The sequence below is a fragment of the Deltaproteobacteria bacterium GWC2_55_46 genome (assembly GCA_001595385.3).
Taxonomy (GTDB): domain Bacteria; phylum Desulfobacterota; class GWC2-55-46; order GWC2-55-46; family GWC2-55-46; genus UBA5799.
On record LVEI03000001.1, the window covers coordinates 803,189 to 816,888 of the forward strand.

Annotated in this window: 12 protein-coding genes; 9 read left to right on the forward strand and 3 right to left on the reverse strand. The window is 55.5% G+C overall.

Annotated elements, in window-relative coordinates; all coding sequences use genetic code 11:
- Positions 1-2 precede the first annotated feature (2 nt).
- The 9 genes from A2V21_303850 (at position 3) to A2V21_303890 (ending at position 9,885) form a co-directional block, all read left to right on the forward strand.
- Positions 3-314 carry a hypothetical protein gene (locus A2V21_303850; GenBank protein ID OIJ73474.1) on the forward strand — a complete coding sequence of 104 codons (312 nt, stop codon included), beginning with the start codon at positions 3-5 and terminating at the stop codon, positions 312-314.
- A 936-nt stretch (positions 315-1,250) separates the two neighbouring features.
- Entirely contained in the window at positions 1,251-1,790 is a 540-nt protein-coding gene (locus tag A2V21_303855) for a hypothetical protein (GenBank protein ID OIJ75039.1), read from the forward strand.
- Positions 1,790-2,335: an ATP synthase F1 subunit delta gene (locus A2V21_303860; GenBank protein ID OIJ73475.1), complete on the forward strand. Its 546-nt coding sequence runs from the start codon at positions 1,790-1,792 to the stop codon at positions 2,333-2,335. Before A2V21_303855 ends, A2V21_303860 begins: the two co-directional genes overlap by 1 nt.
- 3 nt (positions 2,336-2,338) lie before the next feature.
- Positions 2,339-3,853 carry a F0F1 ATP synthase subunit alpha gene (locus A2V21_303865; GenBank protein ID OIJ73476.1) on the forward strand — a complete coding sequence of 505 codons (1,515 nt, stop codon included), beginning with the start codon at positions 2,339-2,341 and terminating at the stop codon, positions 3,851-3,853.
- 30 nt (positions 3,854-3,883) lie between these two features.
- A complete protein-coding gene (locus A2V21_303870) occupies positions 3,884-4,744 on the forward strand; it encodes a F0F1 ATP synthase subunit gamma (GenBank protein ID OIJ73477.1) in 861 nt (286 codons plus the stop codon).
- A gap of 133 nt (positions 4,745-4,877) precedes the next feature.
- Positions 4,878-6,299, forward strand: a complete 1,422-nt coding sequence (locus A2V21_303875; protein OIJ73478.1) for a F0F1 ATP synthase subunit beta — start codon at positions 4,878-4,880, stop codon at positions 6,297-6,299.
- Between the two features lie 22 nt (positions 6,300-6,321).
- Positions 6,322-6,735 (forward strand): ATP synthase F1 subunit epsilon, encoded by a 414-nt coding sequence (locus A2V21_303880; GenBank protein OIJ73479.1) that lies wholly within the window; start codon positions 6,322-6,324, stop codon positions 6,733-6,735.
- 226 nt (positions 6,736-6,961) lie between these two features.
- Positions 6,962-9,157 carry a hypothetical protein gene (locus A2V21_303885; protein ID OIJ73480.1) on the forward strand — a complete coding sequence of 732 codons (2,196 nt, stop codon included), beginning with the start codon at positions 6,962-6,964 and terminating at the stop codon, positions 9,155-9,157.
- Positions 9,157-9,885, forward strand: coding sequence for a trehalose-phosphatase (locus tag A2V21_303890; GenBank protein OIJ73481.1), 729 nt, complete (start codon positions 9,157-9,159; stop codon positions 9,883-9,885). Before A2V21_303885 ends, A2V21_303890 begins: the two co-directional genes overlap by 1 nt.
- 132 nt (positions 9,886-10,017) lie before the next feature.
- On the opposite strand, the gene A2V21_303895 is transcribed toward A2V21_303890, so the two are convergent.
- The 3 genes from A2V21_303895 to A2V21_303905 form a co-directional block, all read right to left on the reverse strand.
- The gene (locus A2V21_303895; GenBank protein ID OIJ73482.1) at positions 10,018-11,979 is read right to left on the reverse strand and encodes a hypothetical protein; all 1,962 of its coding nucleotides are present in this window, start codon (positions 11,977-11,979) and stop codon (positions 10,018-10,020) included.
- Positions 11,980-12,117: 138 nt separating this feature from the next.
- Complete coding sequence (locus A2V21_303900; GenBank protein ID OIJ73483.1) at positions 12,118-12,687, reverse strand: hypothetical protein; 570 nt, start codon at positions 12,685-12,687, stop codon at positions 12,118-12,120.
- Positions 12,688-12,703: 16 nt separating this feature from the next.
- A complete protein-coding gene (locus A2V21_303905) occupies positions 12,704-13,690 on the reverse strand; it encodes a hypothetical protein (protein OIJ73484.1) in 987 nt (328 codons plus the stop codon).
- Positions 13,691-13,700 lie beyond the last annotated feature (10 nt).

Genomic DNA, 13,700 nt, shown 5'->3' on the forward strand with positions numbered 1-13,700 from the left:
GCATGAAAAGAGCGTGGCCGGTCGTTGTCCTGCTACTGTTTACCTTCGCCGGTCCATTGACATCGCCGGGTACTTCTCTGGCTCAGTTCCCTGACCAGAGGTTTCCGTCCGGGGACCCGTTCCTTAATATGGAAAGCCAGCAGTTGACCCAGGAGACGCTTATGGCATTAAGGGAGCTCGTAAACGTGATGAAGGAGCTTCAGTCGACTCCGCAGCCACAAAAGGAACGGCTTCAAGCGCTCTCCGAGAGGCTCGATTTCCTCATAATGCGCCAGCAGGACCTCGCCATGCGCCAGAGGATGAGCAGGCCCTGAGGCCCAAAAAAGGTCTATCATGAAAAGAACGGCCCTTGCGAAACCGCCGCAAGCCAGATAATGAAGGAGAGCCGGGCAAACGCCCTTCCGGGCAACAACTCAACAGGCTCAAATAACGATTGAAGAGTCTTCCCCCCTGTGTTAAAATCCCGAAAAATTAAAAGGGACTGTAGTATTAAGAACCACCCGTCAAAGCGCCCGGGACCCCTCGTTATCCTGAGTTTCTTTTCCCTGTCAACTCCCCATTAAAGACGCCGGGTCGGAAACGAAAAGACAAGCGATAAGCAGGAGAACGCCCTGCGTACAAATAGCTTGACAACGAACTTTGGCATGTGATAGCAATACCCTGTTTAAGCTTTAGCAAGGCCAAACTTCACAACCCAGACAACCATTTCGGCATGCGCGGCGGCCTTATGAACGCACGTTGCCAGGCGGTCCTCATACCCTGGGCTTGAGGGCTTAAGCGTATCGGCTCTCTTAAAAAACGTTAAAAAATCCAAGGCGTACGGATAAAAGATGATATCACTCGACCAGACCCTTCTTTTCCAGGTAATCGGCTTTTTCATCCTCCTCGTTATCTTGAACCAGTTTCTTTACAAACCTGTTCAGAGGGTCCTCAGGGAGCGGGACGAGCGCATAGACGGCAATCTGAAGAAGGCCTCCCTTACTAAAGAAGAGCTTGCCGAAGGCCTTTTGAACTATGACAGGAAGCTCAAGGAAGCTGCTGTAAAGGGGCACGAAGAACGCGCCAGGATGAGAAAAGAGACCCAGGAAAAGGAAAAGGCCATAATCGAAGCGGCCAGGGTAGATGCCGCCAAAGGGCTTTCATCCATAAGGACCGAGCTTTCGGCAAGCAAAGGAAGCGCCCTTGCGGGCCTTAAGGCGGAAGCGAGCGTGCTTGCCAGGGAAATAGCCGGCAAGGTTCTCGACAGGAACATAGCCGGCCTGCTCGTCCTTGCTATCCTTCTCCCCTCCATCGCGTTCGCCTCGGAGAGCGAGCACGGCGGGAACGGCTCGACATGGAAGCTCATTAACTTCGCGATACTCGCCATAGGAGTATACTTCGTCTGGACAAAGGTCATAAAGGGTCTGCTTGACAAGAGGGGCACCGATATAAAAAAGGCCATCGAAGAGGCTCAAATGGCCAGGGACGAGGCCGAGAAGAAGGCTGCCGAGTACAGGGAAAAGCTCTCGCTCCTCGATAAAAGGGTCGCCGGGATACTGAGCGAGCTCCGGGCAGAGGGTGAATCCGAAAAAGAAAGAATGATACTTGACGCCGGCAAAGCCGCCGAGAGGCTCAAGGAGCAGGCGAAGGTGGCCGCCGAGCAGGAGATAAGGAAAGCGAAGCTCGAGATAAGGGAAGAGGCCGCAAAGCTCTCTGTAGAGCTTGCGGAGCAGATATTGAAAAAGGAGCTCAATCCTGCTGACCAGGAGAGGCTTGTAAAAGGATACCTAAACAATCTGAGGCTTAACTGATGAAGAGTTCCGCATCCAAGAGGTTCGCGAAGGCCCTTATAGAGGTCGGCAAGGAAGAAGGGGCATGGGACAGGTACGGCAAGGAGCTCAGGACCGTTATTGCCGTATTCAGGGGAAACCCGGAGCTTGAAAAGGCCCTCCTGAACCCCATGTACAAGCTCGAAGAGAGAAAGGCCCTGATGGACAGCGTTGCCGCCTCTACGGGACTTTCGGCCCACGTCGCGAAGTTCCTCGACATACTCGTCGAGACCAGGAATATCCGTTTCATAGAAGATATAGCCGAGGCATACTCAAGGTTCGAGGACGCCATCGCGGGCAGGATAAGGGCCACGGTCGAATCGCCTGCCGAGCTTTCCCAGGCCCTCGCGGAAGAGATAAGGACGAAGCTCAGCGCCACAACGGGCAAAGAGGTCATACTCACCTGCAAATACAACCCTGAGCTACTCGGCGGGCTTGTCCTCAGGATAGACAACACCATCCTTGACGGCAGCCTCAAGACCCAGCTTGAACTCATGAAAGAAAAAATACTCGAAGGGGTGGTTTAGACGATGATCAAGGTAGAGGAGATAAGCCAGCTCATTAAGACCCGGATAAAGGGTTTTGAGAAGGAAATAGACGTACAGGAAGTCGGCACCGTAATATCGGTGGGCGACGGGATCGCCAGGATATACGGCCTTGAGAAGGCCATGGCCGGAGAGCTCCTCGAATTCCCCGGCGGCCTCTACGGCATGGTCCTCAACCTCGAAGAGGACAACGTCGGCGCCGCCATATTCGGAAGCGACCAGACGATAAAAGAGGGCTCCCCGGTAAAGAGGACCGGCAGGATAGTCGAAGTGCCTGTAGGCAAGGGGCTCATGGGCAGGGTCATTAACGCCCTGGGCCAGCCCATAGACGACAAGGGGCCGATCGAGGCCGCCGAGTACAAGAGGGTCGAGCTCAAGGCCCCCGGCATAGTCGCGAGGAAGTCTGTCAAGGAACCTCTCCAGACCGGCATCAAGGCCATAGACGCCATGATACCCATCGGAAGGGGCCAGAGGGAGCTCATCATAGGCGACCGTCAGACAGGAAAGACCACCGTCGCCATCGACACCATCATAAACCAGAAGGGGCAGAACGTATTCTGCATATATGTCGCGATAGGGCAGAAGCAGTCCACCGTCGCGCAGATAGTCGAGAAGCTCAAGCAGTTCGGAGCCATGGAATATACGGTCGTGGTAGCCGCCACCGCCAGCTCCCCTGCCCCGCTTCAGTTCATATCCCCGTACACGGGCTGCGCCATAGGCGAGTACTTCAGGGACAACGGCATGCACGCCCTGATAATATACGACGACCTCTCGAAGCACGCGGTCGCCTACAGGCAGCTCTCTTTGCTCCTGCGCAGGCCTCCGGGCAGAGAAGCCTACCCCGGCGACGTATTCTATCTCCACTCAAGGCTCCTTGAGAGGGCCGCGAAGCTCTCGGATAAGCTCGGCGGCGGCTCGCTTACGGCACTGCCGGTCATCGAAACGCAGGCAGGCGACGTCTCGGCCTATATCCCGACCAACGTCATATCGATCACCGACGGGCAGATATTCCTCGAGACCGACCTCTTCTACTCAGGCATAAGGCCGGCCATCAACGTCGGCCTCTCGGTCTCCAGGGTCGGCGGCAGCGCCCAGATAAAGGCGATGAAGTCGGTTGCCGGCACCCTGAGGCTCGAGCTCGCGCAGTACAGGGAACTCGCGGCCTTCGCGCAGTTCGGCAGCGACCTCGACGCCGCCACACAGAAGCAGCTCAACAGGGGATCCAAGCTCGTCGAGATATTGAAGCAGGGGCAGTACAAGCCCCTTCCGATTGAAAAGCAGGTACTGATAATCTACGCCGCCACAAACGGCTACGTAGACGCCTATCCCAACTCGGCCCTCAAAAGGTACGAGGAAGAGCTCATATCCTTTATCGAGAGCAGGCACGCGGACATCATAGAGGATATCCGCACCAAGAAGAACATAGATAACGAAGTAAAGGCGAAGCTCAACAAGGCGCTCGACGACCTGAAGGGCCTTTTTGTGGCAGTGGGCAAGTAATACAAAGACTATCACAGGGTGACCCAATAGATGCCAAGCCTTAAGGACATAAAAAGAAGGATAAAGTCGGTCAAGAACACCCGGCAGATCACGAAGGCCATGAAGATGGTCTCCGCCGCCAAGCTCAAAAGGGCGCAGGACGAGATCGTGGCCGCGAGGCCCTATGCCGAAAAGATGCTCGAGCTCATAGGCTCGCTCGCCTCAAAGGCCTCATCCGACAGCCACCCCCTGCTTGAAGCGAGAGGCGGCAACAAGGTCGGCCTCATGCTCTTCACCTCCGACAGGGGCCTTTGCGGAAGCTTCAACTCCCAGCTCCTCCGGAACGCGGAGAGGTTCATGAGGGAGCGCCCTTCCGCGGAGATAAGCCTCTATCTCGTCGGCAGGCGCGGCGGAGAGTACTTCAAGAAGCGCGGCATCAAACTGATCAACTCCCGGAACATGGGCAACGCGAGGCCGAACTACGGCTCGGCCGCCGAGATAGCCAATGATATCATCGGAGCTTACTTGAAGGGCGAGATCGACGAGGTCCATATCATATTCAGCGAGTTCAAGTCTGCCCTTACCCAGAAGCCGGTCCTCCAGCAGCTCCTGCCAGTTGTCGCTCCTCAGAACGAGGAGAAAAAGGAAGAGGGCGGCGATTACCTGTACGAGCCGGCTGAGGACGCGGTCCTTGCGAGCCTCCTGCCCAGGTACGTCGAGGTGCAGGCTTTCAGGGCGCTCCTTGAAACCTCGGCCAGCGAGCACGGTGCGAGGATGACGGCCATGGACTCGGCCTCAAAGAACGCCGGACAGATGATAAGCGGCTTGACCCTCGTCTACAACAGGCTCCGCCAGGCCGCTATAACCAAGGAGCTGATGGAGATCATCGGGGGCGCCGAGGCGCTCAAGTGATAGGCAGGCTGTAAAACGCTGATTTTTATTAAGGCTGATCAAAAAGCTCCATATGCGAGCGACGAAGACAACGACGCAGATGGGCTTTTTCAGCAGCCGTAACTAACAGATTCCGTAAGGAGGTCTTCCTGAAATGTCCCAAATGAACATTGGAAAGATTACACAGGTCATAGGTCCTGTGCTCGATATCGAGTTCCCCCCGGGGAAGCTCCCGGCCATCTATAACGCCGTAAAGGTGACCAACCAGAGCATAAGCGGGGAAAAATGGAACCTGGTGACCGAGGTGGCCCAGCACCTGGGAGAGAATACCGTAAGGTGCATAGCCATGGACTCCTCTGAAGGCCTTGTAAGGGGCACAGAGGCATGGGATACCGGCGCCGGGATAACCGTCCCGGTCGGAAAGCCTGTCCTCGGGCGCATAATAAACGTCATAGGCGAGCCTGTCGACGAGATGGGGCCGATAGAGTCCGATAAGCAGTACGTCATACACCGCCCAGCCCCGGCATTCGCCCAGCAATCGACCAAGATGGAAGTCTTCGAGACCGGCATCAAGGTCGTCGACCTCCTCACCCCGTACTTGAAGGGCGGGAAGATCGGCCTCTTCGGCGGCGCTGGCGTCGGCAAGACGGTCCTCATCATGGAGCTTATAAACAACGTCGCCATGCAGCACGGCGGCTTCTCGGTCTTCGGCGGCGTCGGCGAAAGGACCAGGGAAGGCAACGACCTCTGGGAGGAGATGAAGGAATCCGGAGTTCTCGGCAAGACCGCGCTGGTCTACGGCCAGATGAACGAGCCCCCGGGAGCGAGGGCGAGGGTCGCGCTAACCGCGCTTACGATGGCGGAGTACTTCAGGGACGAAGAGAATCAGGACGTCCTCCTCTTCATAGACAACATATTCAGGTTCGTGCAGGCCAACTCAGAGGTCTCGGCGCTCCTCGGTCGTATCCCCTCGGCGGTCGGCTACCAGCCAACACTTGGCACCGACATTGGCGGCCTCCAGGAGAGAATCACCTCTACTGTAAAGGGCTCCATCACCTCGGTCCAGGCCATATACGTGCCGGCCGACGACCTTACGGACCCGGCCCCGGCCACGACCTTCGCGCACCTTGACGCCACGACCGTCCTTTCAAGGCAGATAGCCGAGCTTGGCATCTACCCCGCGGTCGACCCGCTTGATTCGACCTCAAGGATCCTCGACCCGCAAATCGTCGGCGACGATCACTACGCCACTGCGAGGCAGGTGCAGGCCATACTCCAGAAGTACAAGGACCTTCAGGACATCATCGCCATCCTCGGCATGGACGAGCTCTCCGAGGATGACAAGCTCGTGGTATCGAGGGCAAGGAAGATTCAGCGGTTCCTCTCCCAGCCGTTCTTCGTCGCCGAGCAGTTCACCGGTTCGCCAGGCAAGTACGTGAGCGTGAAGGACACCATCAAGGGCTTCCAGATGATCGCCAACGGCGAGCTCGACGACATCCCGGAGCAGGCCTTCTACTTGGTCGGCGCCATCGAGGAAGCTATTGAGAAGGCCGAGAAGATAAGGGCGAGCGTTTAACCGAAGGGATAAGAGCTGATTTATGTCAAACACCTTTTTACTTGAAATAGTAACACCCCAGAGGAGGCTCCTCTCCAAAGAGGTCGATGAGGTAACCGCCCCGGGACAGGCCGGGCAGTTTGGCGTGCTCGCAGGCCATACGCCCTTTTTAACAGTCCTCAAGCCCGGAGAAATAATATACAAGAGCGGTACTGATACGGCTCTTCTTGCCATAAACCGAGGCTACGCCGAGGTATTGCCCGAGAAGACCACTATCCTGGTAGATGCAGCCACGGAAGAGCATGAGATAGACCTCGATGGCGTGAGGGCTGAAGCAAGGGAGGCTGAAGAGGCCTTGAAGACCCTCCATCAGGACGACTCGGCGCTGCCTAAGGCGCAGGACAGGCTCGATTACGCCCTGGCAAAGCTCAGGGTAAAAGAGGGGCTTAAGGACTAAGCCGGCAGACCTTATGAAAAAACAGAAAGGCGGGGCAGATGCCCCGCCTTTTTTTATCGGCTCAACCAATATTTTTTTCTCCCCTGCCCATTCACATAACCGCCGCTCGACAGGAGATCCCTCAATGACTTAATGCCAGCAAAACAAAGTCTTAGCTCACGCGGGTTGTGTTCCAGGCGACATTGGGGCTATAATGACCTCCATGCGGATAACCAGAAGACTTATTGTGGCGCTGGTGATCGCGGTCACCGCCGTTTCAGGGATCGCGACATACCTGACGGTCCAACAGGAACGCGACAGGCTCACCACAGACCTCGAGCACCGCGTATGGCTTCTCGCCGAGGGGCTCAAGGAATCTACAGGCCCCCTTATAGCAGAAGCTCCTTCCAAACGGCTCGACAGGATCGTTGAAAAGATAAGCGCCGGCAAACAGGTCGAAGGCATCGCTGTCTTCGACAACTCAGGCAAGCCTGTTTCATTGTCAAAGGGCCTGGCCGGGAAGCTCCCTGATGATCTGAATTTCATACTGAAAGACCACGAGGGGGAGACTGGCAAGGGCACCTACGAAAAGGTAGATTCCCTGCCGATGTATATCTATGCCCTTCCGACGACCATTGACGGGAATGTCAATACCGGCATGGTCGTCATATTCACCGACATCTCCTATATCGAAGAGCATATATCGGGTATCTGGCGGAGGAATTTTATCAGGATACTCGCGAACGCGCTCATCATCTCTGTAATCACGCTTGTCATCGTACGCTGGAGCATCATCGGCCCCATCGCCCAGATGTCCGAATGGATAAAAAGCATGCACAGGGGAAAGGCCGACGGCCTGTTCAAGCTCCCTAAAGAGGGCATTTTCGAGCCGATATCCAAAGAGATATCGAGTATCGTAAAAAGCCTGGCAATAGCCCGCACGCAGGTCGAGGAGGAGGCGAGGCTCCGAAACCAGGCCGATTCCAAGTGGACGGCTGAACGGCTTAAGCTGCATGTGCGTGAGAAACTGCAGGACAGCAAACTTATAGTGGTCTCAAACCGGGAGCCCTACATGCACGTGCGGAGCGGCAAGCTCATCGAGTGCCTCAGTCCGGCAAGCGGCCTCGTTACCGCGCTTGACCCGATATTAAAGGCATGCTCGGGGCTCTGGGTCGCGCATGGGTCCGGCAATGCCGACAGAGAGACCGTGGATAACAAAGACATGGTGCTCGTGCCGCCTGACAACCCGCAGTATGTCCTCAAGAGGATCTGGCTCAGCCAGGAGGAAGAGGCAGGCTATTATTACGGCCTTTCCAACGAGGGTCTGTGGCCGCTGTGCCACATAGCCCATACTCGCCCGACCTTCAGGATAGACGACTGGGCGCGCTATCAGGAGGTCAACTTAAGGTTCGCCAGGTCGCTTGACGACGAGATCGGGAAAGGGACTTACATATTCATCCAGGACTATCACTTCTCCATACTCCCGCGGCTTATCAAGCAGCGGCACCCTGACGCGAAGATCGCCCTTTTCTGGCATATACCCTGGCCCAATCCCGAAGCCTTCGGCATCTGCCCCTGGAAACGCGAGATACTCCACGGGATGCTCGGCGCGGACCTTATAGGGTTCCATACGCAGTATCACTGCAACAACTTTCTTGAAACTGTCGACAGGACGCTTGAATGCCGCACCAATTGGGAAAATTTTTCCACGACCAGGTCGGGGCACTCAACCATCGTCAAGCCCTTTCCCATAAGCGTCGATTTCAGCGGTCAGCCGCTCGGGCCAATAGGCCAGAGCAAGGAGGACCTGCTCAGGGAACTGGGGGTAAGAGCCTCTGTCTTCGGGATCGGCGTTGACCGCCTCGATTACACAAAGGGCATCATAGAAAGGCTCAGGGCCGTTGAGCGCTTCATTGAAAAAAACCCCGAATACCGCGAGGTATTCACATTCGTCCAGATAGGGGCTCCGAGCAGGGAGCACATAAAGAGCTATCACGATTTCGTCGGGGAAGTGCTCTCAGAGGTAGACCGGATCAACTGGAAATTCCAGTCGGCCAACTGGAAGCCTATCGTATTCCTGAAGCGGCATTTCTCGCACGCGGAGATCGAGCCGTTCTATCGCCACGCCGACCTGTGCATGGTAACGTCCCTCCATGACGGCATGAACCTCGTGGCCAAGGAGTTCATAGCTTCACGGGAGGACGAAAAAGGCGCGCTCATACTCAGCACTTTCGCTGGAGCCTCCCGTGAGCTCAGAGACGCCATCCTGGTAAACCCGTATGACATCGAGCAGATGGCCAACAGCATAAAGACAGCTCTCGAGATGGACTCATCAGAACAGATAGAGCGCATGAGGAAGATGCGGGAGATCGTGCGCGAAAACAATATTTACAGATGGGCGGCCAATATAATCACTGAACTCACCAACATACGCGCCAGCTGATGACAGGCTCAAGGACCAGGAAGATAATCTTCCTCGACTTTGACGGTACGCTTTCCCCGATTGTCGACGACCCATCCAGGGCCTTTATCAGGGATGAGAACGCGGCCTGGCTCCAAAAAGCCTCGAAGGACGGGAACCTCAAGCTGGCCATCGTCACCGGCAGGTCGTTAAAGGACATACGCAGGCTGGTCGGTCTAACGGATATCATCTATGCCGCCAACCACGGCGCCGAGATATATTCCGGCGGCAAGATCCTGCTTAAGAAGGGCGAGGCATTTCGCCGGCCTCTCAGCCGTCTCGCAAAAGTGATGCGGGAGGCGCTTTCAGGAATACCAGGAATATATCTGGAGGACAAAGGCCTCTCGATAGCGGTGCACTTGAGGCGTGTGGAACGCAGCAACCACAGCAAAGCGAAGGAGATCGTTAAACAAGAGGCCGCCGCCGCGCTCGCGCGCCATGGGCTTAAAATTACTTACGGCAAAATGCTCGTCGAGATACGGCCTCATGCGCACTGGAACAAGGGGGACGCGGTGCTGTGGGTCTGGAAGAAACTTGCCCCGGACCACCTGCCGTTCTATGTTGGCGACGACACGACCGATGAAGACGCGTTCCAGGCGCTCCGGCCATATGGAATAACGATACGGATAAGAGACAAAAGAGGCTCTCACGCCGAATATTACGTCTCTTCTTTCAAACAGCTGATAGATTCCGGCCTTTTTGAATGCTGAACACGCTGAAGCGTTGGCTGGTCAAGGCTAAAAGGTTCAAAGCTTCGATGAAGGCGGGGATGGGCCCCGCCTTTTTTATTACAAGTGTAAATTCTAACGGTTTTCTGAAAAACCCAGATTTTATTGAGGCCGTTACTGCGGCGGCCTTACCTTATTTGAAAGTATGAGGTCGTAGCTGAACTTCAGGTACTGCTGGAACTCTTCCATCAGGGCCTTTGACTCCGCTCCGTCCTTCAAGATATCCCTGGCAGGGTCAGCCTTGTAATCATACAGGCCCATCGGGGCATTCATGTCTGTTACGAGCATATACCGCCCGTTCACCCACACGAACATGTCGCCGCGCGGAAGCAGCGCCCTCCTCTCGCCTTCCGCAAGCACGGATTTCCCCCATGACGTAAATGGCGCCGGGACCTTTAGCATGTCGAAGACAGTGGGCAGTATGTCCACCTGGCTCGCTACTGCCTGGTCTACCGATGGCTTTACGCCCGGCCCGTAGAAAAGGCACGGTACGCGGTAGCCCTCGTAGACGCTTTCCCGGGTAGAATGCCCCTCCGTATGGTCGCCGACTATCACAAAAATAGTGTTCTTGAAATAATCCGATCTTCTGGCCTTCTCGAAAAACTTCCTCAAGGCATGATCAGAGTATCTCATCGAGTTCAGAAAAGCGCTGTACTGCACTTCGCTTCCGAAGTGCTCGAACTCCTTTGATGGGAGCTTATATGGCGTGTGGGAACTGAGTGAGAAGATGGCCGCGAAGAATGGTTCCCGCGTTTTCGAGAACTCCTCATCGGCTTTCTGGAAGGTATACTCGTCGTATATGCCCCATGTGCCGTCGTCGCCTGAGTCGTCGAAGTCGTCCCTTGAGATGTGCCTCTGGAAGCCGAACCTCTTTACGAGCGAATCGAAGCCGAGAGAGCCGGGCCTTGCGCCGTGGACGAAGATGGTCTCATAGCCGTAGCGTTTAAGCGAGCTCACGGCAGGCTCAAGCCTGGTCTGGTAGAGGAGCCCTCCCTGGTCGAGAGACATCTTTTTCCAGGAAGGCAGAGAGCCCAGGGTGGCTGAAAGCCCCTCGTAAGACCTCTGGGCGTTGGCAAAGCAGTTATTGAGGAGCATCCCGTCTTTTGACAGGGAGCTGAAGAACGGGGCCGCCTCTACTTTGCCTCCGAGAGAGCCTATGAACTTGGCGCTCCAGCTCTCCATGACGAAGATGACGACGTTCATATTCTTTCTTTCGCCGTCAGGATAATTGAACTTCCTGAAGAGCGGATAGCCCTCTGCCGCGCCCTCTTTGGACCTGTCCACTATGAAGCCCTGTACGTCGGCCTCTTTCTCAAAGGACGTCCTTCTTAATATCTCCAGGTTCTTGTCCTCGTTGTTGTTATAGAGCGTATTAAAGGTGGAGTATATGCCGTTTAAGGCCAGCGTCCCGACCTCTATCCTGTCGCTTGAGAACGCGTTCTTGATGCTGAGCGGCTTCATCTGCACCCCGCCCCTCGCTAAGACAACCGTAAGGGCCGCTATGGCGAGGAAGACGCCGGCGTCAACTGCGATGGAGGCAAGGTAGCCTCCGGGGGCGGCAAGCGGCGACCTCTTTTTCTCCCTTGCCAGATAGATATAGACGGAGCCGAAGAGAACAATGAAGAGAACGAGGGCGATGAACTCCGGGACGTACCTCGCCAGCCCTATCTTTACTATGACGCCGGTGTCGCGCCAGGTATTCGACAGCTCGAAGGTGAGGTGCCTCTGCGCGAAAGAATAATACTGTATGTCTATGAAATTGTAGGCGAGCAACGCGGCGTACCAGGCCAGGAGCGTGGCTAAAAGCGCCCTTCTGAGAAGCCTGCTAAGAGAGATGCCAGGAAAAAAAAGGACGAGAAAGACAGGGGCGGACATGAGGGCCGCGGTAGAGAGGTCGAAGCGCATGCCCTGGACAAAGGCCCAGGCTATCGAGCTCGCGTCTATCCCGGAGTAGGTATCGTGATATTTTATGAAAAAATAGAGCCTGCCGGCGGATAAGGCTGCCGCGAAGAGGATAAGAGGTACGAAAAAGCCCTTAAACTTGAGTCTGGCGTGGGTCAGGCTGTCCCTGAACAATCTACCTATATTCACAGTCTACCGTAGAATGAGAGGTCAATGGTGTAAAATAAAAAACCGGCTTACATGGCCGGAAGGCTCTGCCGAGTGTATCAGAATACTGTATTATAAAAGAATGCAAGAGGAAAGTCTAAGATTTTAAAACGGGGCCTTTTTTGGTGTTATGGTAAGCTTCGCCTTCCCGTCCTTTATGGAGACCTTGAGATCGATTTCGCTTGTCTTGTATTGCTCTTCTATCTTTTTCCTGTACTGCTCTACCGTCTTCTTGAGCCCTTCGAACGTGATGCCGTCCGTAGGCTCATGGCATTCCTTCCTCGCCTCGACATACCTCCTGTAGACATCCTCGAATGCGCCCCCGTTGGCCTCCCTCGGCCTCTCAGGGGCGGGTGGTACGGAAGGCCTCTGCGCGGCAACACCGTTACCGCTCAAGCCTTCAGCCTTCCTCACATAGGTGCCTTCATCTATGGCGCGGAGCACCCTGCCCCAGTACTGCTTGTAAGAGTTGTACTTGGAGACGACCGCGTTGAGCCTGAACTTTAAGGCGGTGTTGTTTATGGTCCTGTTGCTGAGCGAAAGTATGGCCTTGTCGACCTCGTCACGGATCTGCGCGGGCTCCCGCTTCAATACCCTGGCAAAGTACTGCTCGTACTCGACCTTGAGCCGGGCAACCTTCGAATCCAGTACGTCTATGTCCTCTCTGTCACCCATCTGCCCTGAAGACCTGTCAGTTCTGGAGCTTTACGGCCTCGATATCTGCCTCCCGCGCGCCGAGCCCTACGGAAACAGGCAATGATACGTAGTGCTTTCTTTTATCCGTACCATAGTCGTGTATTGCCAACCCTATTGTGACCACGTCCCCTTCCGAGAGCGCTACGTTATATCTGCCAGCGCTCCCGAGCTTTATCTTGAAGACCGCGATATACTTACCCGAAGACCATGACCCTGCGCCCTCGAAGCCGGGCTTCTCGTCCCATACCCTGTCGTCAAAGACCCTTCCGTCTTCAGACGACACCCTTCCGCCCTCGAACTGGATCGATTTAAGGTCGATAATACCGTCCCTGGACCTTAAATCCGCGTCCGCCCTCCTCTCGGACCAGGAGCTTTTGGCGTAATAGGCGTAAAGACGCGCTTCGTCCCTGCCCTTATACACACGCCCGATATCGCCGCTTGATGGGGCCTGCGGCATCGTGCTCAGGTCGTTATGGCATGTAATGAAGCAGCCGTAGTTGCGGAAAGCCTGCTCTGACTTGTTCATCTGTATGGAGACCCTGTCAGGGGTGTTGCCCTTCTGGCTCCAGGAAGCCCCTTTTGAGTCCCAGCTGAACCTCAGGTAGAGGTAATCGTTATCGTAAGCCGCCTGCGCCTCGGTTGTGATGACGCCCTTTTTGCCCGGCAGCGGTTCCGGCTCGAAGGGCTTGTGAGACCTCTTCATCCTGATGGCGCCCGAGGCGATCTCATCGGCCTTGAGGTCAAGCCCACCGTCCATTTCAAGATGGCAATGGCCGCAGTTCTTCTTGCCTTTTTTTATCTCCCTGGCTCCCAGCTTGTGGTCATCGCTATTGAGGAATTCCCACGAGCTCACGCCCGGATAAAAGAGGTATATATTCGAGGACCTGACCTTTGACCAGTTTATCTCCGCCGCGCGTGAATATTGAGGAAAGAAGAAAGTAACCAGTACCAGAAAAGGCAATACTATGCTGAAAGCCCCCATCCGCCGCCTC

Bases quoted from the DNA above. Each gene is read 5' to 3' on its own strand.
- A2V21_303875 (OIJ73478.1), top strand. From the start codon at position 4,878: ATGTCCCAAATGAACATTGGAAAGATTACACAGGTCATAGGTCCTGTG.
- A2V21_303900 (OIJ73483.1), bottom strand. From the start codon at position 12,687: ATGGGTGACAGAGAGGACATAGACGTACTGGATTCGAAGGTTGCCCGG.
- A2V21_303850 (OIJ73474.1), top strand. From the start codon at position 3: ATGAAAAGAGCGTGGCCGGTCGTTGTCCTGCTACTGTTTACCTTCGCC.
- A2V21_303860 (OIJ73475.1), top strand. From the start codon at position 1,790: ATGAAGAGTTCCGCATCCAAGAGGTTCGCGAAGGCCCTTATAGAGGTC.
- A2V21_303870 (OIJ73477.1), top strand. From the start codon at position 3,884: ATGCCAAGCCTTAAGGACATAAAAAGAAGGATAAAGTCGGTCAAGAAC.
- A2V21_303880 (OIJ73479.1), top strand. From the start codon at position 6,322: ATGTCAAACACCTTTTTACTTGAAATAGTAACACCCCAGAGGAGGCTC.
- A2V21_303905 (OIJ73484.1), bottom strand. From the start codon at position 13,690: ATGGGGGCTTTCAGCATAGTATTGCCTTTTCTGGTACTGGTTACTTTC.
- A2V21_303890 (OIJ73481.1), top strand. From the start codon at position 9,157: ATGACAGGCTCAAGGACCAGGAAGATAATCTTCCTCGACTTTGACGGT.
- A2V21_303865 (OIJ73476.1), top strand. From the start codon at position 2,339: ATGATCAAGGTAGAGGAGATAAGCCAGCTCATTAAGACCCGGATAAAG.